Consider the following 25,402-nt stretch of genomic DNA (forward strand, 5'->3'; position numbering starts at 1 on the left):
CAGCTGGTTAGAGCGCACGACTCATAATCGTGAGGTCGGGGGATCGAGTCCCCCCACCGCTACACATCGATCACCCGGTGCACGCCCCGGCCCGTAGGCAGGGTCGCGATACGGGACCGATAACTGCAAGACGCGAAAGTAGGCAACAAAGTGGCTTCCTCAACCGATGTGCGGCCGAAGATCACCTTGGCATGCGAGGTGTGCAAGCACCGTAACTACATCACCAAGAAGAATCGGCGCAACAACCCCGACCGCCTTGAGATGAAGAAGTTCTGCCCGAACTGCGGAACGCACCAGTCTCACAAAGAGTCGCGCTGAGCTCGATGCACGCGTGGAGCGTGCAGGAGACGTAATACTTCGAAAGCGGGCCACCTCCATGCGAGGTGGCCCGCTTTAACGTCGTGGATCGGCGTATCGACGACCAGAATGTGTAACGATCGTGTCTCGATCTGTTACGCATGACAGTGAGAAGAGTGAGATCCACGCGGCACAGCCCTGCCGCATGGCGTGGACAGCGGCCCACGACGGGTGCCGTGTGAGGAGTGAACAGGCGATGACAGAGCAGATCGATGATCCCGAGATCCAGGCGCGGATCGTGAAGCTGAAGGCCGGGGAGAAGATGACTCCGGAGGAGATCGCCGAACACACGAAGGCGATGGTGGGCTACAACTACACGGTCGACGACTACTACGAGGTCGGGCGTGAGGAGATCCGGAAGCTGGCGCGGGCCGTCCAGTCCGATCACCCGGTCCACTGGAACGAGAACGTCGCAGCCGAACTCGGACACGACACGTTGATCGCTACTCCGACTTTCGTATCGGTGCTCGGCATCATCGCTCAGCGTCGCCTGTTCGAGGACGTCGTGACCGGCTACGACCTGTGGCAGGTGATGCAGACCGACCAGCGGTTGGTCCTGCATCAGCCCGTCAAGGTGGGGGACAAGTTGATCTGTGACGTCTCTCTCGAGTCGTTCCGGCAGGCGAGAGGCACCGACATGATGGTGACCAAGAACATCGTCTGGAACCAGCGAGACGAGCCGGTGATGACGACGTTCACCTCACTCGTCGCACGGCCATCGGTGGAGGTGGAGCCGGAAGTTCTCGACCAGCTCGACCACGTGATGATGAAGGTCGACCGGGAGCCGCAGAGTGCGCAGACCGTCTTCGGACCGTTCGACCGCTACAACGAACCCGATCCCGGCTTGCAACCGCGACCGTATGGGGCGATCGACTTCGATTCGCTCGAAGTCGGTCAGGAATTGCCCGCGGTCACCAAAGTGCTGACGCTCGGCAATCTGGTGAACTTCGCGGGTGTGGCAGGCGACCCGAACCCGATCCACTTCTCGCCGGAGGTCGCGAAGTCGGCGGGGCTGGACGGGATGGTCGCCCACGGCATGCAGACCATGGGCCTCGGCGCCAGTGTGATCAGCGCATTCGTCGGTGATCCGGGCGCGATCTACGAGTACAACGTCCGCTTCACCAGCCCGGTCTACGTGCCTGCGGTCGGCTACGCGGAAGTGGACTTCACCGGAAAGGTCAAGTCGCTCGACTCGTCGACTCGGCGCGGCGTGATCGCGATCGTCGCCAAGCAGGGCGAACGGAAGATCTTCGGTCGCGCGCAGGCTCACGTCCAATTCAATTGAGTGCGCAGTTCCGATGGCCGCGACCGGCATGGACGGGCCCGGGGGTCGAAGTCTTCGGTACCCGGTTCTACCTGGGGTTTACCGGGCGAAGTTGGGTCGTGCCGTCGAATTGCTCTACACTAACGAAGTCTGATGCTTTTCTTCACTTGCGCGCTGCCCAAAGGGTGGCGCGTTGGTCTTGTTGAGCGTCGGCGGTGGCGGATGCGCATCCGTCGCAAAGGGGCGTAGCTCAACTGGCAGAGCAGCGGTCTCCAAAACCGCAGGTTGCAGGTTCAAGTCCTGTCGCCCCTGCCCTCGGGCAGAATGCATACGAAGGGATCGGTGAGAAGGTGGCCAAGCGGGACCGCAAGGCCGGCGATGTCGACGAGTCTGTCGAGGTCGACGACATCCGGGCCGATGAACTGCGTCCGAGCGGTAAGCGCTCGGCACGTGGCAGCCGGGCGGAGCAGGGTGGCGGTACCGCTGTCGCGACCAAGTCGCGCGCTGCGGCGTCGGCACCGTCGACCAGTCACAATCCGTTCGTCCGCATCTGGGTGTTCCTGAAGCAGGTCGTCAGTGAGATGCGCAAGGTCGTGTGGCCGACGCGCAACGACATGGTCAACTACACGATCGCGGTACTCGCGTTCCTCGTGGTTCTGACTGCGATCATCGCGGGCTTGGACATCGGCTTCGCGAAATTGATGTTGCTGGTGTTCGGCTGACAGCCGAGCCACGCTGCGGGGTGGACCTCCCGGAGAACTAGCGGACCGTTGACGGTCCGGTCTGAGAATGAAGGAGATGGGCGCAGTGAGCACCCCGGAGAACGAAATCGAATCGCCGGAGGACGGCGGCACGACGCCCGACGACGTCGTGGCCGGCGACGTCGCGGCCGATGCTGCCGATTCTGATGTCGCAGTGTCTGATGTCGCAGTGTCTGATGTTGCAGTGTCCGATGCTGCAGACGTCGATGAGGCCGCACCTGAGGCCGAGGTCGATCCGGTTGCGGAGTTCAAAGCACAGCTGCGTCGTCAGCCCGGCGACTGGTATGTCATTCACTCGTACGCGGGGTACGAGAACAAGGTGAAGACCAACCTCGAGACCCGTGTCCAGAACCTCGACGTCGGCGACTACATCTTCCAGGTCGAGGTTCCGACCGAAGAGGTCACCGAGATCAAGAACGGCCAGCAGAAGAAGGTCAACCGCAAGGTTCTCCCGGGCTACATTCTGGTGCGCATGGAACTCAACGACGAGTCGTGGAGTGCTGTGCGGAACACGCCGGGTGTCACCGGATTCGTCGGCATGACCTCCCGCCCGTCGCCGCTGTCGCTGAAGGAAGTCCTTCAGTTCCTGATGCCGCGCGCCGAGGTGCGTAAGGCTCAGGCCGCGAAGGCCGCATCGGATGCGGGCGAGAGCGTCGAGGCTGCTGCGGCGGCCGCATCGAACCTCGTCGAGGTCGACTTCGAGGTCGGCGAGTCGGTGACCGTCATGGACGGACCGTTCGCGACCCTCCCGGCGTCGATCAGCGAGGTCAACACAGAGCAGCGCAAGGTGAAGGTCCTGGTGTCGATCTTCGGCCGCGAAACACCGGTCGAACTCGGCTTCAACCAGGTCGAGAAGATCTGACGATCTTCCTTTCCAGGCGTTATGAAGAGACTTCCGCGTATCCAGCGTGCGCGGATCTGTAGGAAAAAGGACTAGAGGATATGCCTCCCAAGAAGAAGAAGATCTCCGGGATCATCAAGCTCCAGATCCAGGCGGGCCAGGCCAACCCGGCTCCGCCCGTGGGTCCGGCGCTCGGCCAGCACGGCGTCAACATCATGGAGTTCTGCAAGGCGTACAACGCCGCAACAGAGAACCAGCGCGGAAATGTCATTCCGGTCGAGATCTTCGTGTACGAAGACCGTTCGTTCGACTTCAAGCTGAAGACTCCGCCCGCGGCGAAGCTGCTGCTGAAGGCCGCAGGCCTGCAGAAGGGCTCGGGTGTTCCGCACACCAATAAGGTCGGCAAGGTGTCGATGGACCAGGTCCGCGAGATCGCGAAGACGAAGGCCGAAGACCTGAACTCGAACGATGTCGACGCAGCAGCGAAGATCATCGCGGGTACCGCGCGTTCGATGGGCATCACCGTCGAAGGCTGATCTCTTTCCGGGGATCACCAGAAACAACCGTGGGAGGGCCGTGCTCGGCCCACTAACCACTAACTCCCGCACTACCGCGGGGAGAAGGAACAGAGCATGAGTAAGAAGAGCAAGGCCTACCAGGCCGCCGCTGAGAAGATCGACCGCGACAAGCTGTACAGCCCGCTGGAGGCCGTGGAGCTCGCGAAAGACACCTCATCGAAGAACACCGACGCGACTGTCGAGGTCGCCGTGCGCCTCGGCGTCGATCCGCGCAAGGCCGATCAGATGGTCCGCGGCACCGTCAACCTGCCGAACGGCACCGGTAAGACCGCCCGCGTCATCGTGTTCGCCGCAGGCGACAAAGCCACCGAGGCTGCCGCAGCAGGCGCCGATGAGGTCGGCGCCGAAGACCTGATCGAGAAGATCCAGGGTGGCTGGCTCGAGTTCGACGCTGCGATCGCGGCGCCGGATCAGATGGCCAAGGTCGGCCGCATCGCGCGTGTCCTCGGCCCGCGTGGTCTGATGCCGAACCCGAAGACCGGCACCGTCACCAACGACGTGACGAAGGCTGTCAACGACATCAAGGGCGGCAAGATCAGCTTCCGTGTCGACAAGGCTGCCAACCTGCACTTCGTCATCGGCAAGGCGTCGTTCGACACCGCGAAGCTGGCCGAGAATTACGGTGCGGCGTACGACGAGATCATGCGTGCGAAGCCGTCGGCGGCCAAGGGCCGCTACGTCAAGAAGGTCACGGTCTCGACCAACACCGGCCCCGGCATCCAGGTGGATCCGTCGGTGACGCGCAACTTCGCAGGCGACGACCAGGCGTGATCGCGCTGCGTCCGTCTCGATAGACGCGACGCGCGCACAGAGACACCCACTGGGGCCCGGCACTCGACGAGTGCCGGGCCCCAGTTCGGGTTAAAGGCCGGTCTCGAACCCGACCTGTGGATAACGGGATCGACGTATACCCAGCGGCGCCGATAACCTGTGTCGCATGCGCGACGACAGACTCCTCACCCGTATCGCTGGACTGCTGCGGCAGGCCGAAGGCACCGACAACGAGCATGAGGCCGAGGCGTTCATGGCGGCCGCGCAGCGACTGGCGACGGCGTCGTCGATCGACCTCGCGTTGGCGCGTGCCCACGATCCGGCCACCCGGACGGCCAGCGCTCCGATCACCCGCCAGGTGGGCATCGGGGAGAAGGGCAAGCGGGGCCTGCGGACTTACGTGCAGTTGTTCGTGCAGATCGGCCGGGCCAACGACTTGACCGTTGACGTCGCATCGAATTCGACGTTCGTCATCGCCTACGGGTTCGAGTCCGACCTCGACGCCACGGAGGCGCTGTACACGTCGCTGGTCATTCAGATGGTCGCTGCGAGTGACGCCTACCTGAAATCCGGGGCGTATAAGGGCGAGACCGCTCGTCAGGTCGTCACCGTCGGAGACGGGTTCTTCCGGAGACGGGCGGTCGCAGAAAAGCCGTTGTCGCCGATCACCGCCCGTCTGAACTTCCAGTCCGCGTTCGCCGAACGGATAGGCAAGCGGTTGCTCGACGCGCGTGACGACGAGCGCGCACATGCGCTGGCGACCGATGACTCTGCGCGCGGGTCGACCGAACTCGCACTGCGCGATAAGGAACTGGAAGTTCGCGACTTCTACAAGCAGTCGTCGACGGCCCGCGGCACGTGGCGACCGTCGTCGGCGCAGTCGGGGTATTCGACGGCGGCCCGACGTGCAGGAGACCGCGCGGGCAGGCGTGCCCGCATCGGGCAAGACCAGTCGTTGCCCGGGGCGCGCGGCGCTATCGACCGGTGACACGGGACTCCGCGCGGTCCGCGGTGTACGACGCCGAGCGTCTGGTTCACCGGATCTTCGAGCGGGCGGGGTCGTCGCGGACGGCGCAGATCGCGGGCACCGCCATCACGGTGCCGCCAGAAGGCCGGTTCTCCTCGGTCGACTCCGTTCGCCGCTACGTCGACGACGTGCTCGCGGCGCCGGGCGTGCGAGCCCGGTTTCCACGAGCCTCGCAGCCTGTCTCGGTCCGCCGGCGCCGTGGGAGCCGAGCCGCCCACTACGAGCGGGGCGGTGCAGTGATCGCCGTCCCCGACTCGGCCGAGGGAGCGTGGGCGTTACGTGAACTGGTCGTGTTGCACGAGATCGCACACCATGTCGACGACGTGGGGAGTCCTGCCCACGGTCACGAGTTCGTTTACGCGCTCATCGACCTCGTCGGACTGGTCCTTGGTCCTGAGACCGCGTTCGTCTATCGCGTCGTGTTCGGCGACAGCGGTCTGCTGTGAGACGCGCGGTGTGTCGTCAGGCTTACGATTCAGCTATTGGCGGCGAGGCTGACGACGGGGACGGGTTCGGCGCCGAAGCCGCCGTCGGCCTGGAAGGTGAGGTAACTCGGCTTGTTTGGGTCGAGGACCAGTTGTTGCCTGCGGCCACGCGCCTTGATCAAGTCGGGGACGATCGTCAGATACCGTGGCAGGCTCGCCGCGTAGACGTCCACTCGAAGCCGATGTCCAACGGCGAGGACCGCGTCCGTCGGGACCAGGTCGACGTCGATCCGCACTGGTTCGTCGGCGGGTACCGGTAGCCGACGCTCACGTGTTAGATAGTGGACGGCGTCGAGTAGGACGCCGTCCGGCGTGTACGTGCAGCGGGACGGGTCAAGTGCCCGGTTGGAGGCGGTCAGTGCGCCGTTGGTGAGCACTCGCGAGCGGCCGTCGGGAGCGACGTCGTTGACGGTCACCGCCCAGATCCCCTCGTGCGCGGTGGTCGAGACGTTCAACCTCAGATTCATCTGCCCGGACACCTGAGTCGGCGTCGACACCGGTTCGCTGGTGAAGGTGAGCCCGCCTTCCTCCTGGTAGCGGGCGTCGGTGGAGAAGTCCTCGCCCAGCGCGATCGCGGCGCCGGCCGTGACTTGCGCGATGTCGCGGGACACGAATCCGCGAAGGTCCGGGGTGATTCGTAGTGCGCGGCGGCGGGATGCGGGTCCGGCGCGCAGGCTGCCGTCGTGCCGTGCGTGATCGGCCGTGCCGGACGGCTCCTCGGTCAGGAAGAAGCGGCGCGGCGTCACCGAGGCGCGTGGGAACGACTCGCCGCACGACCAGTCGCCGCCCTGCTGGTGCATGGTGACCGGGCCGTATTCGTCGACGCCGTTGTCGGCGCTCTTGAGCCACTTGTCGAACCATGCGCGCTCGAGTACGTCCAGTCGCGGCGGGCGGCCGGGTGTCCCGTGGTCGCAGCCCGGATCGAGGTGGTAGCCGTCGGCGACGAGCATCTGCTTGCGCCCTGGCTCCATCTGGAGTTTGGAGTACACGCGGCTTGCGCTACGACCGAACAGATCGTGCCAGCCGCCGACGGTGAACGTCGGGCACTCGATGTCCTCGACCTTCGGGTTGCGAACATCGAAGTAGGGGTCGTCGAAGATTCGCTCGTCGCGGGCGGTGAGAAAACCCCAGACCAGGGACGGCATCTCCGATGCCGGAGACTTCAGGCGGTCCTTCAACCAGCGGTACGCGTCACCGCGCACGACGTCGGCGACACCGGTCGCCGGGTTCGGTAGCCATTTGAGGCCGTTGACGAGCGCGAGCCACAACGGGATGAACGCCGACGGCATGCCCCCGGTGAGATAGACGTCGCGGACGAGGTCCTCGCCGCCTTCGATCGCGAAGACGGCTTTGAGTGCGGGCGGGCGGTGGCCTGCGGCCTGCAGGGCGTTGATGGCCGAGTACGACCACCCGGCCATCCCGACGTTGCCGTCGCACCACGGTTGGCGGCTGATCCATTCGATGATCTCTATCGAGTCCTGCTGTTCGCGCGGTGACAGGATCTCCCAACGGCCGTGGGACGCGCCCGTGCCGCGGACGTCCACGATCACCTGGGTGTACCCGGACCGGACGAGACCGCGGTTGATGCCGAACACGTCCCACAGTCCGGTTCCGAAGGTGCGCCCGATCCGCGATGCTCCGTCGCCCAGCGCAAGCGCAGCGCTCGCGGTACGTACCGCTCGGCCGATTCCCGGCGCGTGCAGCGCATGGTCGACGCCGTCGAGGAGGGCCCGGTTGTACGGGTTGACGTTCAAGACGGTCGGGAAAGGCGTCTTGACCGCTTGACCCAATAGATTGGCAGGACGCACGACGGTCGCGCGCAGACGTGTCCCGTCGGACGCGGTGACGACGACGCTTCGATCGATGTGCACACGCGGATACGGCTGACTGCCGTCGACTGCTTCGCGCCACGCGTCTGCGGCGCTGCCACCGTCGGCGTTTCCGTACAGACGTGCGGTGCCGCGGCCGGCCCGCATGAACGAGTCGTAGTCATAGTCGAGTGTCATCGCGCCGCTCACCCCTCTCGCCGGCCCGTCTTTCCCTGTCAAGCCTGTCTTTCCCTGCCCGGTCCGTCGTCGCTGACAGGCCGACCCTGCGACCAGACGGCCCGCGTTTGTGGTGCGCGTCACCATCGGTCTCGTAAACCCATTTAAAACGACGGCGTTCCAGATGCCTAATCCGGGGTAGAACCGATGTGCTCTGGTGACCCGATCGTGACCGCGACTGCCGCCTCCAGGAGCATCGTGGCCCCGATCTGGACGGACAGGTCGCGCTCCGGTGTCTTCGAGGATGCGACCGCCCCGCCGTGCTTATGGGCGGACGGCCCCTGCGACGTCGGGACGACGGCGGGCTTTCTCCAGTCGGGGCCGAACACCGGCAGCCCGTCGTGCTCGGCGCGATTCGCCCACACGGCGTCGGCGCTCGCCGTGACGATGGCCGCGGCCCGCCCGCGGATGGACTCGGCGACCTCGTCCTCGCAGGGAAGGTCGGTGGCGACCAGTGCGAGGTACCGGGTGAGGATGCCGCCGAACAGGCCGCCGTCGCCGCCGCCCGCGCCGCGCACCACCCCGTCCGTGGTGAATCGGGAAGCGGTCGCGGTCAGCAGGGCGTCGAGCCGGTCGAGTCGACGCCGGTCACCGGTGTGTCGATACGCCTCGGTGTATGCGCCGAGCGCGACGCCCTGGCAATACGTGAACAGTGCGTCGTCGAGGTCGCGGGCACCGTCGGAGCGCCGCCATACCCCGTCGGCGATCAACCCGGACGGCAGGTGGAGCATGTCGTCGATCCAATCGGCCATCGCGATCGACCGCTCGACCCGGTCGGTCCGTGCCAGCAGGATCGCGGCCGGGCCGTTCGCCGGCGCATTGAAGAACGTATCGGTGGTCCGCCACGGGATCCCACCGCCTGACTCCGGATCCCACGCGTCGACCATCCGGTCCCGCAGGATGCGCAGCGCGCGTGGCCGACAACTGCGGCCGCCAGATGCCAGTCGGCGCTCGGCCCGCTCGAGAGCCAGGCCGAGCCACGCCATGTCGTCGTAGTACGAGTTGGTCCACCGGCCGACGTTGCGAATCCGGACACCGCGCACCAGAGCCGTCGCATCGCGCGCACACTGCTCGTCTTCCCGATGGACCGCGCCGTCGACGAGGACGTCGACCAGGTGGGCCTGCCACCAGTAATTCCACGACGCGGTGAGTCGTTGGACGGACAACACTCGTCCCGCGGGCGGCCACGCGACTCGGCCGATCCGGGTGAACGGGACCCATCCGCCGAGTCGGCGGAGATGGCGTGCACGCAAGGCCGACTGCGCCGCGGCAGCTCGACACTGCGCCGATTCGACTTCTGCAGACATGGGGGTTAGCCTATTAGCCGGTACATCGAGTCTGCTCGATGCATCGAGTTCAACCAGAGACCGTTGGTCGTCGGAAGCGAGTTTTCCGATCGAAGGTCCGGCGCGAGAGTCGGCGACCCACGCAGGATGAACGTGGAGTACTCCTCACGCGCTACGCGTTGAGTTCTTGTTCGCCCCGTGCCTCCTGTGCCCGGGGCGTTTTTCTTTCCGCCTGACGCCGATCGGGTGCGCCGCTCTCACGACACGACGGCCTGGGTCCGATTCGGTCCGCTCACCCGGACCGACGTGAAGTGACACGAGAGGAGGCGAAGTATGGCTAAGGCCGAAAAGATTTCTGCAGTTGCAGAGATCGCCGAGCAGTTCAAGGGCTCCGATGCTGCGGTCGTCACGGAATTCCGTGGCCTGACCGTCACGCAACTGGGAACCCTGCGTCGCTCGCTCGGTGAAGGTGCAACCTACTCCGTCGCCAAGAACACCCTCGTCAAGCGTGCCGCCGCAGAGGCGGGCGTCGAGGGCCTCGACGAGCTGTTCACCGGTCCGACAGCGATCGCATTCGTCCAGGGCGAGCTTCCCGAAGCTGCCAAGGCAATGAAGACGTTCGCCAAGGAGAACAAGAACCTTGTCATCAAGGGCGGGTACATGGACGGCCGCGCGCTGTCTGTGGCCGAGGTCGAAGAGATCGCCGACCTTGAGTCCCGCGAGGTTCTGCTGGCAAAGCTCGCCGGTGCCATGAAGGGCAACTTGGCAAAGGCCGCAGGGCTGTTCAACCAGCCTGCGTCGCAGGTCGCGCGTCTCGCCGCGGCATTGCAGGAGAAGCAGGAGGCCTCGGGCGACGCAGCCTGAGTCACTGTTGCTCCACCCGATCGGTTCGCCGATCACTACCCATGAACGAGCCTGCGCTGCAGGCGCCCCCGCACCGGCGGGGAACTACGGAAGGACGCCACCATGGCGAAGCTCACCGCTGACGAGCTCATCGAGCAGTTCAAGGAACTGACCCTGCTGGAGCTCAGCGATTTCGTGAAGAAGTTCGAAGAGGTCTTCGAGGTCACCGCTGCCGCTCCCGTCGCCGCCGTCGCTGCAGGCGCTCCGGCCGCTGCCGAGGCTGCTGTCGAGCAGGACGAGTTCGACGTCGTGCTCGAGGGTGCGGGCGACAAGAAGATCCAGGTCATCAAGGTCGTGCGCGAGGTCGTCGCCGGTCTGGGCCTGAAGGAAGCCAAGGACCTCGTCGAGGGTGCTCCGAAGGCGCTCCTGGAGAAGGTCAGCAAGGAAGACGCCGAGGCTGCCAAGACCAAGCTCGAAGAGGCCGGCGCAGCCGTCTCGCTCAAGTGATCTGACTGCGTCTCACGGCGCAGCCAGTCACGATGTGGCTTGAATGGGGCGAGGCCCGCAGGGAGACCTGCGGGCCTCGCCTTTTTCTCTGACGAGCCCACGAGTGGGCCCGTTCAGGGTGGTACGGCGACGACTCACAGGTGTTCGGACGTCGCCCAGTGGCCGCGGTCTCAGAGCCCGGGGGCGGGGAGTCGCCCGTCACTTGGAGTACGGCGCTTCTTCGCGTATTCTCAGACCACCGAGAAAGTTACTGTCCAGTAAGTCGAACGCAGATCGGCTTTACCCAGGTCCGATGGTGTGTGTGGCAGGTCACGTGAGTTAGAGTGACCGCAGCCACAAACGGCACGCCGGGCGAGCGAGGACGCTTGAATGCTGCGACTACGGATGACGCGGTGACTGGACCGGTGGAGATACGTCTGGAGGGACGCAGTGGGAGTTGAGGTCACCGTCGAGGGACTCACGAAGTCGTTCGGCTCGCAGAACATTTGGCGGGATGTCAGTCTGACGTTGCCTGCAGGTGAGGTCAGTGCCTTGCTGGGTCCGTCGGGTACTGGTAAGTCGGTGTTTTTGAAGACGTTGATCGGTCTGCTGCATCCGGAGCAGGGGTCGGTGATCGTGGACGGCACGGATATCACGCAGTGTTCGGCCAAGGAACTGTATGAGATCCGCAAGCTGTTCGGGGTGCTGTTCCAGGACGGTGCGTTGTTCGGGTCGATGAGTTTGTTCGACAATATTGCGTTCCCGCTTCGTGAGCACACGAAGAAGAAGGAAGACGAGATCCGCAAGATCGTCCTGGACAAGGTCGAGTTGGTGGGTCTGACCGGTGCCGAGGACAAGCTTCCCGGTGAGATCTCCGGTGGTATGCGCAAGCGTGCCGGGCTGGCGCGTGCGTTGGTGCTCGATCCGGAGATCATCTTGTGCGATGAGCCGGACTCGGGTCTGGATCCGGTGCGTACGGCCTATATTTCGCAGTTGTTGATCGATATCAATGCCGAGATCGATGCGACGATCATGGTGGTCACGCACAACATCAATATTGCTCGGACGATTCCGGACAATATCGGAATGTTGTTCCGTAAGGAGTTGGTGATGTTCGGTCCGCGTGAGCAGTTGCTGACCTCGGAGCAGCCGGTGGTCAAGCAGTTCTTGGCGGGTGATCGCTTCGGGCCGATCGGTATGTCGGAGGAGAAGGACGAGGGTGCTGCTGCTGCGGAGGCGGCGATGCAGGCTGCGGGTATCTCCGGTGGTGGTACGAAGGATGATTTCTCGGAGATCATTCCGCAGGTGCAGCCGAATCCGGGTATGCCGGTGCGCAAGGCCGCGATCCGCCACCGCGCGAACGTGCTGAGCATGATGCACACGCTGCCTGCCAACGCGCAGGAGGCGATTCGTAACTCGATCGCCGAAGAGGATCGTCGCGCCGCCGAGTCGCCCGAGACGTCGACTACGCTGGTCGCTCTGGAGGCCACGGACTTCAACGACCCGAACGTCGGGCGTACCGGACTTCCCGGCGGCCCGGAGGGCGTCCACGTCGAGCCGACGAACGTGCATGATGTGGTCAACGCTCAGACCGAGAACGGCAACCGGCCCGACCTGGCTAAGACCTCGGTCGCTCAGCCTGCAGGCGACGACGCGTTCACCCAGCCGATCGACACCTCCGCTATCGAGACGGCCATCAACGACCAATCGAACGGACAGGGGAGTAACCAGGCATGACGAGTGCCACCACGCGTGGTGTCGACAAGATCGCTAACGCCGGTGAGGGTGCCCTCACCCAGACCGGCAACATCGTTCAGCTGTTCGTCGACGTCGCACGCCAGCTCTTCGTGCGTCCGTTCCAGTTGCGCGAGTTCATTCAGCAGGCCTGGTTCATCGCCAGCGTCACGATCCTTCCGACGGCACTCATCGCGATTCCGTTCGGCGCGATTGTCTCGCTGCAGACCGGATCGCTGATCAAGCAACTCGGCGCTGAGTCGTACACCGGTGCGGCCAGTGTTCTGGTCGTCGTCCAGCAGGGGTCTCCGCTAGTGACCTCCCTGCTGGTCGCTGGAGCCGCCGGATCGGCCGTCGCCGCCGATCTCGGCTCCCGCACCATCCGCGAAGAGATCGACGCGATGGAGGTGCTGGGGATCAACCCGGTACAGCGCCTCGTCGTGCCGCGCGTGTTGGCCATGGTCCTGGTCGCAATTCTGCTTAACGGCCTGGTCGCGGTCGTCGGCATCGGCGGCGGCTACTTCTTCAACGTGGTGGTCCAGGGTGGAACGCCAGGCGCATACCTGGCGTCGTTCGGCGCTCTGGCTCAACTGCCAGACCTGTATATCTCGACACTGAAGGCTGCGATCTTCGGTGTGCTTGCCGGGGTGATCGCCGCGTACAAGGGCCTCAACCCCAAGGGTGGCCCGAAGGGTGTCGGCGATGCGGTGAACCAGAGCGTCGTCGTGACGTTTCTGCTGCTGTTCTTTGCGAACCTGATCATCACCGCCGTGTTCCTGCAGATCGTTCCGCCGAAGGTAGGTTAGTGATGACTCGTGGTGTGACGATCGCGAAGAGCCGCCCGGAGTACTACCTCTACGAGGCGCGCAAACAACTCGGTAAGCCGTTGAAGATGCTCGACGGCGCGGGCGAACAGATGTCCTTCTACGGCCGAACCCTCGCCTGGATCCCGAAGACCCTCGTGCACTACACGCGCGAAGTGATGCGCCTGCTCGCCGAGGTGGCGTTCGGCTCCGGCGGCCTCGCCGTCATCGGCGGCACCGTCGGCGTCATGATCCTGATGTCTGGCTTCACCGGCGTCGTCGTCGGCATGCAGGGGTATGCAGCACTCGACCAAATCGGTTCGCAGGCGCTGACCGGCTTCCTATCGGCCTACGTGAACACCCGCGAGGTCGCACCGCTCGTCGCCGGCCTTGCATTGTCGGCGACCGTCGGTTGTGGTTTCACCGCCCAGCTCGGCGCCATGCGGATCTCCGAAGAGATCGACGCGCTCGAAGTGATGGCGGTTCCGTCGATTCCGTTCCTCGTCAGCACCCGAGTCATCGCAGGCTTCGTCGCCGTCATCCCGCTCTACGTGCTCGGGTTGATGGCCGCCTACCTCGCCTCCCGAGTGGTCAACACGGTGTTCAACGGTCAGTCGACAGGCTCCTACGACCACTACTTCAACCTGTTCTTGCCACCAGCCGACGTCTTATGGTCATTCGGCAAAGTCCTGGTGTTCGCCTTCGTGATCATCATGGTGCACTGCTACTACGGCTACTACGCAAGCGGCGGTCCCGCTGGCGTCGGTGTGGCGGTCGGCCACGCGGTCCGCGCGGCACTCGTGCTGATCGCCGTCCTGGACTTCTTCCTCGGACTCGCGATCTGGGGAACCACAACGTCGGTCAGAGTCGGAGGTTAGACGAACGTGGCGACTGCTAAACGCAGGCTGCTCGGCCTGCTCTTCTTCGTCGTGGTCATCGGGCTGCTCGCGACTTCGATTCTGAAGTTCCGCGGAACATTCGACGACTACACGACCGTCACCTTGCAGACCGAGAACGTGGGCAACGCGTTGGGCGTGGACTCCGACGTCAAGGCGCGCGGCGTGCAAATCGGGACCGTGCGTGAAGTAGACGTGCAGCCGGGCGGCCGAGCGACCCTGAAACTTGGAATCGACCCGAGCAAGGCGAAGGATCTGCCGATCGGAACCACCGGACGGGTGCTGCCCAAGACGCTCTTCGGCGAGCGGTACGTGTCGCTGACCGTGCCGGTCAACGGCAAGGGCGAACTGCATGACGGCGACACGATCAAGACCGATCCGCGCGGCAGCACGAAGGAGGTCGAGGACCTGTTCGACGCGCTGCTGCCCGTGCTCGAAGCGATCCCGCCGCAGGATCTGAACGTGACGCTCACGTCGATCTCGCAGGCGATCGGCGGCAAGGGCAAGCAGCTCGGCGACACCTTCGACCGATTGAACACGATCTTCACCCGCGTCAACGCGAACATGGACGATCTGCAAGGCACGCTGCGCGGGCTCGCAACATTCTCGGACACCTACTCCGAAGCGCTGCCGGACGTCATCGATGCGCTCGACTCGATCCGAGTCACAGGCAACACGATCGTCGAGCGGAAGAGCGACCTGAGCTCGCTGATCTCGACGCTGGGCGTCGCAGCGACCGACACCACGAAGTTCCTCAAGACCAATCGGCGTGACTTCCTGGATCTGACGATCGAGTCGGAGCCGTTCCTGCGCAAGATCGCTCAGCAGTCGCCGACCTTCGGATGCATGTTCCACAACTTCGCGACCCTGGTGCCCAAGTCGGAGAAGATCGTCGGCAAGGGAACCGACAACCCGGGCGTCCGCGTGAACCTGCAGTTCGTGAATCCGCGAGGACGGTACATCCCGAATCAGGACGAACCGCGCATGTTCTGGGAGGATCCGCCTGCCCGCTGTTACGAGCCTGCGACGAACGGCCGACCGTTCCCGCAGTACCCGGGTGGCGGCGTGCCGGACGGTTCCTACCAGCCGCCGTCACGCAACGCCGGACCGACTACGTTGCCCGAACTGCCACAGCCGCAGTTCAGCGCGACACCTGCCGGAAAGGTCTCGGACGCTGACTATGTCAAGCAGATGAAACTCGTCTACGGGGCCTCGAGCGGCGTCGACCCGTCGCAGGTTCCCACCTGGATCACCTACATCGGCGGAGGCGCCGCGGACGGAGCGGGGGTGACGATCAAGTGAGAGGCATCATCGCACCACTGGTCAAGCTGATCGTCTTCGCAGTTGTGACCGTCATCGCGACGGCGATGCTCGGACTGACGATCGCGAACGCGGGCGGCGGAGGCCGAACCGGATTCAAGGCGGTCTTCACCGACGCCGCGATGCTCAACGCGGGTGACGAGGTCCGCATCGCGGGTGTCCGCGTCGGCCAGGTCGAGAGTGTGGAGATCACCGACCGGAACAAGGCGCTCGTCACGTTCAACGTGGACCGGGACTCGCTGCCGGCCAGCACCAACGTGTACATCCGGTACCGGAACCTGACCGGGCTGCGATACGTCGCGCTGGAGAAGGGGCCGGGCGAAGCCAACGAGTCCGTCGGCAAGGACTACACGTTCGGCACCGACCCGAAGGTCGAGAACACGCACCCCGCCGTGAACCTGACCGAATTGTTCAACGGCTTCAAGCCGCTGTTCAAGCAGATCGAACCCGGCGACATCGACAAGCTCGCGGAGACCATCATCAAGGTCTTCCAGGGCGACATGGACACCACGATCAGCCAGCTGGTCAGCCAGACATCCGAATTGACCAATGCGCTGGCCGACAAGGATCAGGTGATCGGTGACATGATCACCAACCTGACCAAGGTTCTGGACACCGTGAACCGCAACGACAAGGAGTTCTCCAGCCTCCTGGTGAACACCGAGAAGCTGGTGACCGGCCTGGCCGCACAGCGCGGTTCGATCGGCTCCGCCGTCAGTTCGGTGTCGAACCTGACCACGGTGACCGGTTCCATCCTGAGCAAGTCGCGTCCGGCCATCCAGGGCGACATCGCCGGAATCAAGTCCCTGTCCGATCAGCTCAACTCACGCGAAGGCGACCTGAAGCAGGCGCTGACCAATCTGCCGGTGAAGCTGCAGAAGATCGGTCGCGCGGCGACGTTCGGCTCGTGGTTCCAGTTCTACATGTGCGGTATCGACGTCCGGGCGGGCAACGGTAAGTCCAACCTCCTGACGAAGCCCGCGGTCGGGCTGCCCGACATCAACCATGTCCTTTACACCAGTGCCGCCACCCGGTGCTGGAAAGACAACCAGCGACCGGGGGAGTGAACATGACGCGAGAACCGAACTCCCCAGACGCGCAGCAGCCCGAAGGCGCTCAGCAGTCGACGAAACCGAAGAAGAGCAGGCGATTCGCCGGCCGTCGCAGTGCGACGAGCATCGGTGCGATCGGTCTGATGATGCTGATCATGGTGTCGGTGTCGTCGTTCTATCTGAAGGATCTTCCGCTGATTGGGTCCGGGCCGCAGTACACCGCGGTCTTCTCCGAGGCCGCAGGCCTCAAAACCGGCAACGAGGTCCGCGTCGCGGGCGTCAAGGTCGGCGAAGTCACCAAGGTGGCGCTCGACGGAGACAAGGTGAACATCGGTTTCCGTGCCGACAACACGTGGATCGGCGACCAGACGCAGGCGTCGATCCAGATCAAGACGGTCCTCGGCCAGAAGTACTTGGCGCTGAATCCGCGCGGCAGCGAACTCGCTGACCCCGACGTTCCGTTCACCGACACGGTCTCGCCGTACGACGTGATCGAGGCCTTCGGTGACGCCGCCGACCAGATCGACAACATCGACACCGACAACGTCGCCAAGTCGTTGCGCACCATGTCGAACGCGTTCTCCGGAACGGCTGGGGACATCGGCCCGTCGCTGGACGGCATCGCTCGGCTCTCGAACACGATCGCCAGCCGCGACCAGGAAGTGCAGCACCTGTTGCAGGCCACGAAGGACTCGTCGAAGATCCTCGCCGACCGCAACGAGGAGTTCACCCGATTGATCGCCGGTGCGGGCAAGCTCCTCAAGGAGCTCAACAAGCGTCAGGACGACATCTCGGCGCTGCTGGCCAGCACCCAGACGTTGAGCAAGGCTCTGACCGGCATCGTTCGCGACAATGAGAAGCAGCTCGCTCCGGCCCTCGACTCACTCAAGGGCGTTACCGACCTGCTCACCGACCAGAACAAGAATCTGCGCGACACGATCACCAACATGGCTCCGTTCTATCGGCTGTATGCGAACGTGCTCGGCAACGGACGCTGGTTCGAGTCGACTGTGACCAACCTGCTGCCGCCCGCACTGCCGCAGCAGAACACGACGCGACCGCCGAACATGACCGGCAACCTGAACAACGGTGGAACGGAGGCCGGTTGATGACCACCGCTGAGCAGGAGTCCGGCGTGTTCACTCGCCGCAACCTCGTATTCGGGTCGCTGGGCTTAGTCCTCGTCCTGATCGTCGCCGCAGCCGGATGGTGGGCGTCGACACTGATCGGAACCACCAAGGTCCACGCGACGTTCACGAGCGCGGTCGGCATCTACGAAGGCAGTGACGTCCGCGTACTCGGTGTGGACGTCGGCAAGGTGACCTCAGTGACACCGCGCGGTGACGTCGTCGACGTCGACATGCGCGTCGACCGCGGGGTCACGTTGCCCGCGGGCGTGCAGGCCATGCAGATCATCCCGTCGATCGTGGCCGACCGGTACCTCCAGTTGGCTCCGGCGTACAGCGGCGGCGAGAAGGCGTCCGACGACGTCACATTGACTACCGACGACACGCACGTCCCGGTAGAGATCGATGCGATCTACGCCAACTTGCAGAAGCTCTCGAAGTCGCTCGGTCCCGAAGGCGCGAACAAGCGCGGTGCGGTCACCGACTTCGTCGAGACCGCCGCCGACAACCTCGACGGCAACGGAGCGAAGCTCGGCAAGGCGCTGACCAACCTGTCCAAGGCGGCGACGACGCTGTCCGACGGCCGAGGCGACCTCGCGTCGACCATCAAGAACTTGAACGTCTTCGTCGGAGCTCTCCGCGAGAACGACTCACAGGTGCGGCAGTTCAACACCCAGATGGCGTCGTTCAACACGTTCCTGGCCGGCGAACGCGACCAACTCGGCAAAGCCCTGGACTCGCTGTCGTATGCGCTCGGCGACGTCGCGACCTTCGTCTCCGACAACAACGACCGGATCGGCAACGCGATTCGCGACCTGCACCCGACAGGTCAGGCGTTGCTTGACAACAAGGAGCACCTGCTCGAGATCTTCACGGTTCTCCCGGTCACGATCTCGAACCTGATCAACGCGTACGACGCCGAGTCGGGAACCCTCGCAATGCGACTGAACCTGCCCGAGCTGCAAGATCCCTTGAGTGCGGGCTGCCGACTGCTGGATCTGAAGGGTCTGATGCCGGGCAACCCGCTGGCCATCGACTTCAGCAAGAAGATGGCGCCACTCATCGACAATTGCAAGAAGGTCGGCAAGCAGGTCACCGACGGCGTCCTCGAGCCGATGCTGCCGATCCTTCCGTTCGGCATTCTCAGCGCGAAGAAGCTGCAGAAATCACCCGCACCGGGCACCAGTTCCGGTAACCCGGACCCGCGACTCCCCGGAGGCAAGTGATGAAGGTGACGCTCAGCAGGCGCGCCCGCGCATCCGCGGTAGGCGCAGTCATGGCCGTGGTCGTCGCATTGGCGTCCGCGTGTGGCGGATTCCAGTCGGTTCCGCTTCCCGGCGGCGTCGACGTCGGTGACAACCCGCGCGAGTACAAGATCGAGTTCGCCAACATCCTCGATCTGGTCCCGCAGTCCATGGTCAAAATGGACGGTGTCCCGGTCGGTCGAGTGACCGCCGTCGAGGTGCCCGAGGACGCGTGGAATGCGGTGGTGACAGTCAAGGTCCGCAACAATGTGGACCTGTCGGACAAGGCCACCGCGGCGATCCAGCAGACCAACCTGCTCGGCGAGAAGTTCGTCGCGCTCAGCGAGCCGGAGGGAGCGTCGCCGTCGACGCCTCGCCAGCCGTCGTCGCAGGTCATCAAGACCGCACGCACGTCGACGACGACGGACATCGAGCAGTTGCTCGGCGCATTGTCGATGTTGCTCAACGGTGGCGGCATCAACCAGTTGGAGCCGATCATCACCTCGATTAACGAGTCGATCGGTAACGACCCGGGCAGGTTCGCGTCGCTTCTGCGGCAGACGGAGACCTTGATCTCGGGCCTGAACGCGCAACGCGACGACATCATCCGTGCGATCGACGGCGTCGACCGGTTGTCGTCTCGGGCCAACGACCAGACCGACCAGATCGAGCGGATTCTCGATGAGCTCCCGGCGGGCGTTGAAGTCCTCGAGGAGCAGCGGCCGCAGTTCGTCGACTTGCTGACCAAACTCGATGATTTGGGAGAGGTCGGCACCGACGTCCTCGGCAAGTCGCACGACGCGATCATCACCGATCTGAAGGCGCTCCGTCCTATCCTCACCGAGCTGTCGAAGTCGGCGCAGGACGCGGTCACCGCGATGCCGCTGATGCTGACGCATCCATTCCCGGACGACTTGCTGCCTGCTGTCCAGGGCGATTCGACCAACCTGTTCATCACTCTCGATCTGCGCCTGCTGAACCAGCTCGAAGCGCTCGGAGTCGGTCAGGGCACGCCCAAGTACAGCCCGCCGAAGGTGAATCCGCCGAAGGTGAACCAGAACAACCCGTACATCAACGGAAACGGCCCGCGGTGGGGGTGGCCCACGATCTCGCTACTTCCGCCGCCGCTGAACTCCCGTCCCGGACCGAACACGCCGCCGTCAGGTGGCAGGTATCCGGCGTCGGCGGCAGACGCCCCGACGAATTCGTCCAAGACCACTGCGAAGCCGTCGAAGAAGAAGACGGGGAACCAGTACTCGGTCACGTCCGCGGAATCTGGCGGCAGCTTCCTGGACGCTCCGATCTCGATGCTGCGGGGTGAGGACCGATGATGAGCCGATTGGTCAAGATCCAGTTGATCATCTTCGCCGTCGTCGGGGCGGTGGCGATCGTCTACGTCGGTGCCAAGTACGCGCGACTGGACAAGGTCGTCGGGGTCGGGACGTACGACGTCACGGTCCGAGCCGACAACGCGGGCGGTGTGTTTCCGAATGCTGAGGTCACCTATCGGGGCGTCCCGGTAGGCCTGGTGGGCGACATGGAGTTGACCACCGATGGCATGGTGATCCACCTCGACATGAACTCCGACGGTCCGGACATCCCGGCCTCTGCGAAGGCAGTCGTCGCGAACCGGTCGGCGATCGGCGAGCAGTTCGTCGATCTGCAGCCGCCGAACGACGACGGTCCGTATCTAGAGGACGGGTCGGTCATCAGGGACTACTCCCTGCCCCCGAAACTGCAGGACGTGATCGGGGATGCGATCACGTTGACCGAGACGGTCCCGACCGATGACCTGCGCACTGTCGTGACTGAACTCGGTAAGGCGTTCAACGGACAGGGCGAGAACCTGACCAGGCTGATCGACTCCCTCGACAAGCTCTCGAGGACCGGTGTCGACAACCTCGACGACACCATCTCGTTGATCAACAACTCGAACGTGGTGCTATCGACTCAGGCCGACCAGTCTGATGAGATTCTGGCCTGGTCAAAGAACCTCGATCGCGTCGCATCGACCCTCGAAGGCTCCGATCCGGCGATCCGGCGGATCCTCTCCGATGGTCCCCGGGCGGCGACGGCGTTGTCGCACTTCTTTGACACGAACGGCGATGACACCACCAAACTGGTCCACCAGTTGGGTAGGACGGTTGACACGATCGCGCCGACGTCGTTCGCAACGGGGGCGACGTTCGCGATGCTCTCCGCACTGTCGGCGGGCAGCCACTCGCCTGCGCCCGGCGACGGGCAGATCCATTTCGGCATCGTGCTGGAGACCGAGAGCCCGCCGAGCTGCACGAGTGGATACGAGAGCACCGACAGGTTGATCGCGGAGATGAAGAAGCGTAATCCCGACTTCGACGTGAACTACGACGACTTCCCTTTCAACACGGAGGCAAGCTGTGACGTACCGGTCGGCAATCCGACCGCAGTACGTGGTGCGAACCGTGCGGCGCTGGCAAATCCCGATTACGTCCAGCCGTGGGACGACAAGCCGAAGGCCGACCCCGACAAGCTGAATCTCAACCCGATCGCCACCCAGTTGGCGACGCTGATGGGTGTGCGCGCGAAGTGACCTCACCGGTCATTTCGTGGACGTCCTGTTGCTGGTTGAACGAGTAGAACGGGTCAAAACCCTCCAACCGGCACACAGTCTGCCGTGACATTCGATAGGTACAGTGGCGCTCGATGAATTCTGATGAGACCAGCGAACCGGACTCGGTCGACGAGACGGTGACCGACGAGACGGTGAGCGACGAGACAGGCGCAGACGATACTGCCGACGCGGAGTCGGCTCCGGGAGATTCGGTTGCCGACGACGCTGGTGCGGACGACGCTTCGGCCACCGCGGCCGACGAGGACGCGCGCACCGGCGAAGATGCGGACGACGACGCGATAGAGGGCGATGAGGGTTCCGACGAGCCCAGCGACACTGACGTCGAGTCTGACTCGCCCCGTCACTGGGCGGCCTCACTGGTCCTCGCGGTCGCGGTCGCGGCACTCGTCGCGGCCATCGTCTGCGCCGGGTACTTCGGGTACATCGGGATCCGGGCCTACACCGTCGACTCGGGCCGTGAACAGATGCGCGTCGAGGCGGTCGACAGTGCAGAACAGGCGATGCTGAACATCCTCACAGTCGACGACAAGGGAGTCGACGAGTGGCAGAAGCGCATGAAGTCGTCGTTGACCGGTGACGCGCTGAAACAGGCCATCGACGAGACGAGCGGCGGAACCGCGAAGCAGATCGAGGCCGCGAAGGAGAAGAACCTGACCATCAAGGCCTCCATCGTGCGTAGCGCCACAACCGAACTGAACCCCGACGAGGACACCGCGACGGTATTCGTCCTGAGCCAGGCTACGAGCTCGGAAGCGCCCGACCAGCCGCAGCCGCAGTCGAATCTCCTGTCAATGGTCAAGGACAACGGCGCGTGGAAGGCAGACAAGATCGTTCCGCTCACCGATATCACGTACTACGACGACACTGCGACGCCCCAGGACGGAGCGCAGCCGGCCACTCCCCAGACCGGCGAGCAGCAGCAGGGAGGCGGCAACTGATGGCGGCCGAACGTCCGAACCAGCGTCGTCCCCGCAAGGTCGCGGGCCGTTCGACGGCGCGCGTCGAGTTGTCGCAGGAGGCGCAGGAGCGCAGGAGTACGACCGGCGATCCGGAGTCTGTGTCCCTGGCCAAGGGCGCCACTGCCGAGAAGTCGCCTGCCGGTGACACCGGCCTCGCTGAGCGCACGAAGCGGAGCGTCGGACTGCGCAAGCCGCAGTCCGGTGTGGACCGCAAACGTAGCCGCGTGGAAGCCGAACGCGAGATCGCCGAACGGCAGCGCGCGCTGACCGACGTCGAACCCGGCGTCAACGACACGAAGCGGACGTATCGTCTGGCGGCCGTGATCGGCGCGATCGCAGTGCTCCTGGCTGCCCTCGCCGCTGTACTCGGACTGCACCCGGGCGCCGAGGTGTCCGACAACAAGGCGTTCGTCGATCAGGAAGCCTCGGAGAAGGTCCTGGCGCAAGCGCGGACGGCCGCATGTGCACCGTTCCAGTTCAAATACCAGAACCTCGACCACTGGCTCGCGGACGCGGAGAGCAAGCTCAGTGGATCGGCAGGCGAGCAGTTCAAGACGCATCTGAACACGAACCGGTCGATCATCGAGCAGACTAAGGCGTCGTCGGAATGTCGCGTGGAGACCGTGGGTCTGATGGACCTCACGCGCGATCGTGCGACCGTCCTCGCAGCGCTCCAGATCGACATCACGCGTGACGGTGCGCTGGTCGAGTCGAACAAGCCGAAAACCGGCGTCGTGCTGGTTCGCAACGGCGACGACTGGTTGGTCGACGAGTTCCTCGATCCCTAGTCCGAGGTTAATTTCGCAGTGGATCCGCGCGTTCCCTTGACGAGCGGGTACCTCGGGGGTCACTCTAGTCAACAACCGATCGACTCAGGTGGCAGCCGGGAGATCTTGGTTCTATTGTGAGTTGACAAAACTCGCCCTTCTTCTGATACAGTTGGACGTTGCGCTGGCTGCCTCCTGTTCGCTGTTCGATGCCCTTCCGGTCACCTCGGTGCCCGTCATGGGGATTCGCTGCTCATCAGGTCGAAAAGCCTCGCAGCGGCCCCACGGCCAACGGCTATATGCCATGCACCGAGAAACTTCGTGTTGGAAGGACGCATCTTGGCTCTCGACCGCCAGTCCACCTCAACCACTGCGGGTATTATCCCGGGAGCGCCGCACCGCGCTTCATTCGCCAAGATCGACGAGCCACTGGAGGTCCCGGGTCTCCTGGACGTCCAGCTCGACTCGTTCGACTGGCTCGTCGGAACGCCGGAATGGCGCGCCAAGGCGATCGCCCGCGGTGAAGAGAACCCGGTCGGCGGACTCGAGGAGGTCCTCCGCGAACTGTCGCCCATCGAGGACTTCTCGTCGTCGATGTCACTCTCATTCTCCGAGCCTCACTTCGATGAGGTCAAGGCCTCGGTCGATGAGTGCAAAGACAAGGACATGACGTACGCGGCTCCGCTGTTCGTCACCGCCGAGTTCATCAACAACAACACCGGCGAGATCAAGTCGCAGACCGTCTTCATGGGCGACTTCCCGATCATGACCGATAAGGGCAGCTTCATCATCAACGGCACCGAGCGTGTCGTCGTGAGCCAGCTCGTCCGCAGCCCCGGTGTGTACTTCGACGCCACCATCGACAAGGCCACCGAGAAGACCCTGCACTCGGTCAAGGTGATTCCGGGCCGCGGTGCATGGCTCGAATTCGACGTCGACAAGCGTGACACCGTCGGTGTCCGCATCGACCGCAAGCGCCGTCAGCCGGTCACCGTGCTGCTGCAGGCCCTCGGTCTGACTCGCGAGGAGATCGCCGAGCGGTTCGGGTTCTCCGAGATCCTCATGTCGACGTTGGAGAAGGACTCGACCGGCAACCAGGACGAAGCCCTCCTCGAGGTGTACCGCAAGCTGCGTCCGGGCGAGCCGCCGACCAAGGAGTCGGCCGAAAGCCTGCTGGAGAACCTGTTCTTCAAGGACAAGCGTTACGACCTCGCTCGTGTCGGTCGCTACAAGATCAACAAGAAGCTCGGTCTCACCGACGCTCCGATGTTCGGCGAGTCGGTCCTGACCCGCGAGGACATCATCGCGACCGTCGAGTACCTGGTGCGTCTGCACGAGGCCGACCCGAACGTCACGTCGACCATGACCGTGCCCGGCGGAGTAGAGGTTCCGGTTGAGGTCGACGACATCGACCACTTCGGCAACCGTCGCCTGCGTACGGTCGGCGAGTTGATCCAGAACCAGATCCGTGTCGGTCTGTCCCGCATGGAGCGCGTCGTTCGCGAGCGCATGACCACGCAGGACGCCGAGGCGATCACCCCGCAGACGCTGATCAACATCCGGCCCGTCGTTGCGGCGATCAAGGAGTTCTTCGGGACCAGCCAGCTCTCGCAGTTCATGGACCAGAACAACCCGCTGTCGGGTCTGACCCACAAGCGTCGCCTGTCGGCACTCGGCCCGGGTGGTCTCTCGCGAGAGCGCGCAGGCCTCGAGGTCCGCGACGTCCACCCGTCGCACTACGGCCGCATGTGCCCGATCGAGACTCCTGAGGGTCCGAACATCGGCCTGATCGGCTCGCTGTCGGTCTACGCACGGGTCAACCCGTTCGGGTTCATCGAGACGCCGTACCGCAAGGTGATCGATGGCAAGGTCTCGCAGGAGATCGAGTACATGACCGCCGACGAAGAGGACCGCTACCTCATCGGGCAGGCGAACACGAACTACGACGCCGACGGCGTCATCACCGATGAGCGCGTTCTGGTGCGCATCAAGGGTGCCGAGGTCGAGTTCGTTCCCGCGATGCAGGTTCAGTACCTCGACGTCTCGCCACGCCAGATGGTGTCGGTGGCGACCGCAATGATCCCGTTCCTCGAGCACGACGACGCCAACCGTGCCCTGATGGGTGCGAACATGCAGCGTCAGGCC

At 64.2% G+C, this 25,402-nt stretch carries 23 protein-coding genes, 1 tRNA gene and 1 pseudogene; 23 read left to right on the forward strand and 2 right to left on the reverse strand.

Annotation, left to right across the window (positions count from 1 at the left end; genetic code table 11):
* The first annotated feature begins 150 nt into the window (after positions 1–150).
* The 9 genes from rpmG (at position 151) to ACTIMF_RS16800 (ending at position 6,045) form a co-directional block, all read left to right on the forward strand.
* Positions 151–318 (forward strand): 50S ribosomal protein L33, encoded by a 168-nt coding sequence (gene rpmG / locus ACTIMF_RS16760; protein ID WP_442351421.1) that lies wholly within the window; start codon positions 151–153, stop codon positions 316–318.
* Between the two features lie 235 nt (positions 319–553).
* Entirely contained in the window at positions 554–1,642 is a 1,089-nt protein-coding gene (locus ACTIMF_RS16765; protein WP_442351422.1) for a fused (3R)-hydroxyacyl-ACP dehydratase subunits HadA/HadB, read from the forward strand.
* Between the two features lie 218 nt (positions 1,643–1,860).
* A tRNA-Trp gene (locus ACTIMF_RS16770) sits at positions 1,861–1,933 on the forward strand.
* A gap of 38 nt (positions 1,934–1,971) precedes the next feature.
* Complete coding sequence (gene secE, locus ACTIMF_RS16775; protein ID WP_442351423.1) at positions 1,972–2,343, forward strand: preprotein translocase subunit SecE; 372 nt, start codon at positions 1,972–1,974, stop codon at positions 2,341–2,343.
* A gap of 85 nt (positions 2,344–2,428) precedes the next feature.
* Positions 2,429–3,244 carry a transcription termination/antitermination protein NusG gene (gene nusG / locus ACTIMF_RS16780; protein ID WP_442351424.1) on the forward strand — a complete coding sequence of 272 codons (816 nt, stop codon included), beginning with the start codon at positions 2,429–2,431 and terminating at the stop codon, positions 3,242–3,244.
* Between the two features lie 80 nt (positions 3,245–3,324).
* Positions 3,325–3,759: a 50S ribosomal protein L11 gene (gene rplK / locus ACTIMF_RS16785; RefSeq protein WP_442351425.1), complete on the forward strand. Its 435-nt coding sequence runs from the start codon at positions 3,325–3,327 to the stop codon at positions 3,757–3,759.
* 96 nt (positions 3,760–3,855) lie between these two features.
* Complete coding sequence (gene rplA, locus ACTIMF_RS16790) at positions 3,856–4,572, forward strand: 50S ribosomal protein L1 (protein ID WP_442351426.1); 717 nt, start codon at positions 3,856–3,858, stop codon at positions 4,570–4,572.
* Between the two features lie 166 nt (positions 4,573–4,738).
* Positions 4,739–5,560 (forward strand): DUF2786 domain-containing protein, encoded by an 822-nt coding sequence (locus ACTIMF_RS16795; RefSeq protein ID WP_442351427.1) that lies wholly within the window; start codon positions 4,739–4,741, stop codon positions 5,558–5,560.
* Positions 5,557–6,045, forward strand: a complete 489-nt coding sequence (locus tag ACTIMF_RS16800) for a TIGR04338 family metallohydrolase (protein ID WP_442351428.1) — start codon at positions 5,557–5,559, stop codon at positions 6,043–6,045. The genes ACTIMF_RS16795 and ACTIMF_RS16800 overlap by 4 nt, the downstream gene beginning before the upstream one ends.
* A gap of 29 nt (positions 6,046–6,074) precedes the next feature.
* On the opposite strand, the gene ACTIMF_RS16805 is transcribed toward ACTIMF_RS16800, so the two are convergent.
* Together ACTIMF_RS16805 and ACTIMF_RS16810 are read right to left on the reverse strand one after the other, a co-directional pair.
* Entirely contained in the window at positions 6,075–8,060 is a 1,986-nt protein-coding gene (locus ACTIMF_RS16805; RefSeq protein WP_442351443.1) for a CocE/NonD family hydrolase, read from the reverse strand.
* 197 nt (positions 8,061–8,257) lie between these two features.
* The gene (locus tag ACTIMF_RS16810; protein WP_442351429.1) at positions 8,258–9,436 is read right to left on the reverse strand and encodes a glycoside hydrolase family 76 protein; all 1,179 of its coding nucleotides are present in this window, start codon (positions 9,434–9,436) and stop codon (positions 8,258–8,260) included.
* Between the two features lie 312 nt (positions 9,437–9,748).
* On the opposite strand from ACTIMF_RS16810, the gene rplJ reads away from it, so the two are divergent.
* From rplJ to ACTIMF_RS16880, 14 genes and pseudogenes are all read left to right on the forward strand, one after another.
* Complete coding sequence (gene rplJ, locus ACTIMF_RS16815) at positions 9,749–10,279, forward strand: 50S ribosomal protein L10 (RefSeq protein WP_442351430.1); 531 nt, start codon at positions 9,749–9,751, stop codon at positions 10,277–10,279.
* Positions 10,280–10,381: 102 nt separating this feature from the next.
* Positions 10,382–10,765, forward strand: a complete 384-nt coding sequence (gene rplL, locus ACTIMF_RS16820; protein ID WP_442351431.1) for a 50S ribosomal protein L7/L12 — start codon at positions 10,382–10,384, stop codon at positions 10,763–10,765.
* A gap of 429 nt (positions 10,766–11,194) precedes the next feature.
* Positions 11,195–12,481, forward strand: coding sequence for an ABC transporter ATP-binding protein (locus ACTIMF_RS16825; RefSeq protein ID WP_442351432.1), 1,287 nt, complete (start codon positions 11,195–11,197; stop codon positions 12,479–12,481).
* Positions 12,478–13,284, forward strand: coding sequence for an MlaE family ABC transporter permease (locus ACTIMF_RS16830; RefSeq protein ID WP_442351433.1), 807 nt, complete (start codon positions 12,478–12,480; stop codon positions 13,282–13,284). Before ACTIMF_RS16825 ends, ACTIMF_RS16830 begins: the two co-directional genes overlap by 4 nt.
* 2 nt (positions 13,285–13,286) lie before the next feature.
* On the forward strand, positions 13,287–14,159 hold the full coding sequence (locus ACTIMF_RS16835; RefSeq protein WP_442351434.1) for an MlaE family ABC transporter permease: 873 nt from the start codon (positions 13,287–13,289) through the stop codon (positions 14,157–14,159).
* 6 nt (positions 14,160–14,165) lie between these two features.
* Positions 14,166–15,479 carry an MCE family protein gene (locus tag ACTIMF_RS16840; RefSeq protein WP_442351435.1) on the forward strand — a complete coding sequence of 438 codons (1,314 nt, stop codon included), beginning with the start codon at positions 14,166–14,168 and terminating at the stop codon, positions 15,477–15,479.
* Positions 15,476–16,564: an MCE family protein gene (locus ACTIMF_RS16845; RefSeq protein ID WP_442351436.1), complete on the forward strand. Its 1,089-nt coding sequence runs from the start codon at positions 15,476–15,478 to the stop codon at positions 16,562–16,564. The genes ACTIMF_RS16840 and ACTIMF_RS16845 overlap by 4 nt, the downstream gene beginning before the upstream one ends.
* A gap of 2 nt (positions 16,565–16,566) precedes the next feature.
* Positions 16,567–17,658 carry an MCE family protein gene (locus ACTIMF_RS16850; protein WP_442351437.1) on the forward strand — a complete coding sequence of 364 codons (1,092 nt, stop codon included), beginning with the start codon at positions 16,567–16,569 and terminating at the stop codon, positions 17,656–17,658.
* Entirely contained in the window at positions 17,658–18,902 is a 1,245-nt protein-coding gene (locus ACTIMF_RS16855) for an MCE family protein (protein WP_442351438.1), read from the forward strand. Before ACTIMF_RS16850 ends, ACTIMF_RS16855 begins: the two co-directional genes overlap by 1 nt.
* Positions 18,902–20,251: an MCE family protein gene (locus ACTIMF_RS16860; RefSeq protein ID WP_442351439.1), complete on the forward strand. Its 1,350-nt coding sequence runs from the start codon at positions 18,902–18,904 to the stop codon at positions 20,249–20,251. Before ACTIMF_RS16855 ends, ACTIMF_RS16860 begins: the two co-directional genes overlap by 1 nt.
* The gene (locus ACTIMF_RS16865) at positions 20,248–21,489 is read left to right on the forward strand and encodes an MCE family protein (RefSeq protein ID WP_442351440.1); all 1,242 of its coding nucleotides are present in this window, start codon (positions 20,248–20,250) and stop codon (positions 21,487–21,489) included. Before ACTIMF_RS16860 ends, ACTIMF_RS16865 begins: the two co-directional genes overlap by 4 nt.
* Before the next feature lie 113 nt (positions 21,490–21,602).
* On the forward strand, positions 21,603–22,469 hold the full coding sequence (locus ACTIMF_RS16870; protein WP_442351441.1) for a hypothetical protein: 867 nt from the start codon (positions 21,603–21,605) through the stop codon (positions 22,467–22,469).
* On the forward strand, positions 22,469–23,278 hold the full coding sequence (locus ACTIMF_RS16875) for a hypothetical protein (protein WP_442351442.1): 810 nt from the start codon (positions 22,469–22,471) through the stop codon (positions 23,276–23,278). Before ACTIMF_RS16870 ends, ACTIMF_RS16875 begins: the two co-directional genes overlap by 1 nt.
* 318 nt (positions 23,279–23,596) lie before the next feature.
* A pseudogene (locus tag ACTIMF_RS16880) lies at positions 23,597–25,402 on the forward strand (DNA-directed RNA polymerase subunit beta); the annotation flags it as partial.

The organism is Gordonia sp. (in: high G+C Gram-positive bacteria), assembly GCF_052106715.1.
In the GTDB taxonomy this organism is placed as follows: domain Bacteria; phylum Actinomycetota; class Actinomycetes; order Mycobacteriales; family Mycobacteriaceae; genus Gordonia.

What these genes read in the sequence shown, in the direction of transcription:
- ACTIMF_RS16850 (WP_442351437.1), top strand. Translation starts at nt 16,567, where the DNA reads ATGACGCGAGAACCGAACTCCCCAGACGCGCAGCAGCCCGAAGGCGCT.
- ACTIMF_RS16805 (WP_442351443.1), bottom strand. Translation starts at nt 8,060, where the DNA reads ATGCGGGCCGGCCGCGGCACCGCACGTCTGTACGGAAACGCCGACGGT.
- rplJ (WP_442351430.1), top strand. Translation starts at nt 9,749, where the DNA reads ATGGCTAAGGCCGAAAAGATTTCTGCAGTTGCAGAGATCGCCGAGCAG.
- rplK (WP_442351425.1), top strand. Translation starts at nt 3,325, where the DNA reads ATGCCTCCCAAGAAGAAGAAGATCTCCGGGATCATCAAGCTCCAGATC.
- ACTIMF_RS16875 (WP_442351442.1), top strand. Translation starts at nt 22,469, where the DNA reads ATGGCGGCCGAACGTCCGAACCAGCGTCGTCCCCGCAAGGTCGCGGGC.
- rplL (WP_442351431.1), top strand. Translation starts at nt 10,382, where the DNA reads ATGGCGAAGCTCACCGCTGACGAGCTCATCGAGCAGTTCAAGGAACTG.
- ACTIMF_RS16830 (WP_442351433.1), top strand. Translation starts at nt 12,478, where the DNA reads ATGACGAGTGCCACCACGCGTGGTGTCGACAAGATCGCTAACGCCGGT.
- ACTIMF_RS16795 (WP_442351427.1), top strand. Translation starts at nt 4,739, where the DNA reads ATGCGCGACGACAGACTCCTCACCCGTATCGCTGGACTGCTGCGGCAG.
- ACTIMF_RS16865 (WP_442351440.1), top strand. Translation starts at nt 20,248, where the DNA reads ATGATGAGCCGATTGGTCAAGATCCAGTTGATCATCTTCGCCGTCGTC.
- ACTIMF_RS16765 (WP_442351422.1), top strand. Translation starts at nt 554, where the DNA reads ATGACAGAGCAGATCGATGATCCCGAGATCCAGGCGCGGATCGTGAAG.
- rplA (WP_442351426.1), top strand. Translation starts at nt 3,856, where the DNA reads ATGAGTAAGAAGAGCAAGGCCTACCAGGCCGCCGCTGAGAAGATCGAC.
- ACTIMF_RS16810 (WP_442351429.1), bottom strand. Translation starts at nt 9,436, where the DNA reads ATGTCTGCAGAAGTCGAATCGGCGCAGTGTCGAGCTGCCGCGGCGCAG.
- ACTIMF_RS16835 (WP_442351434.1), top strand. Translation starts at nt 13,287, where the DNA reads ATGACTCGTGGTGTGACGATCGCGAAGAGCCGCCCGGAGTACTACCTC.
- ACTIMF_RS16860 (WP_442351439.1), top strand. Translation starts at nt 18,902, where the DNA reads ATGAAGGTGACGCTCAGCAGGCGCGCCCGCGCATCCGCGGTAGGCGCA.
- ACTIMF_RS16870 (WP_442351441.1), top strand. Translation starts at nt 21,603, where the DNA reads ATGAATTCTGATGAGACCAGCGAACCGGACTCGGTCGACGAGACGGTG.
- ACTIMF_RS16855 (WP_442351438.1), top strand. Translation starts at nt 17,658, where the DNA reads ATGACCACCGCTGAGCAGGAGTCCGGCGTGTTCACTCGCCGCAACCTC.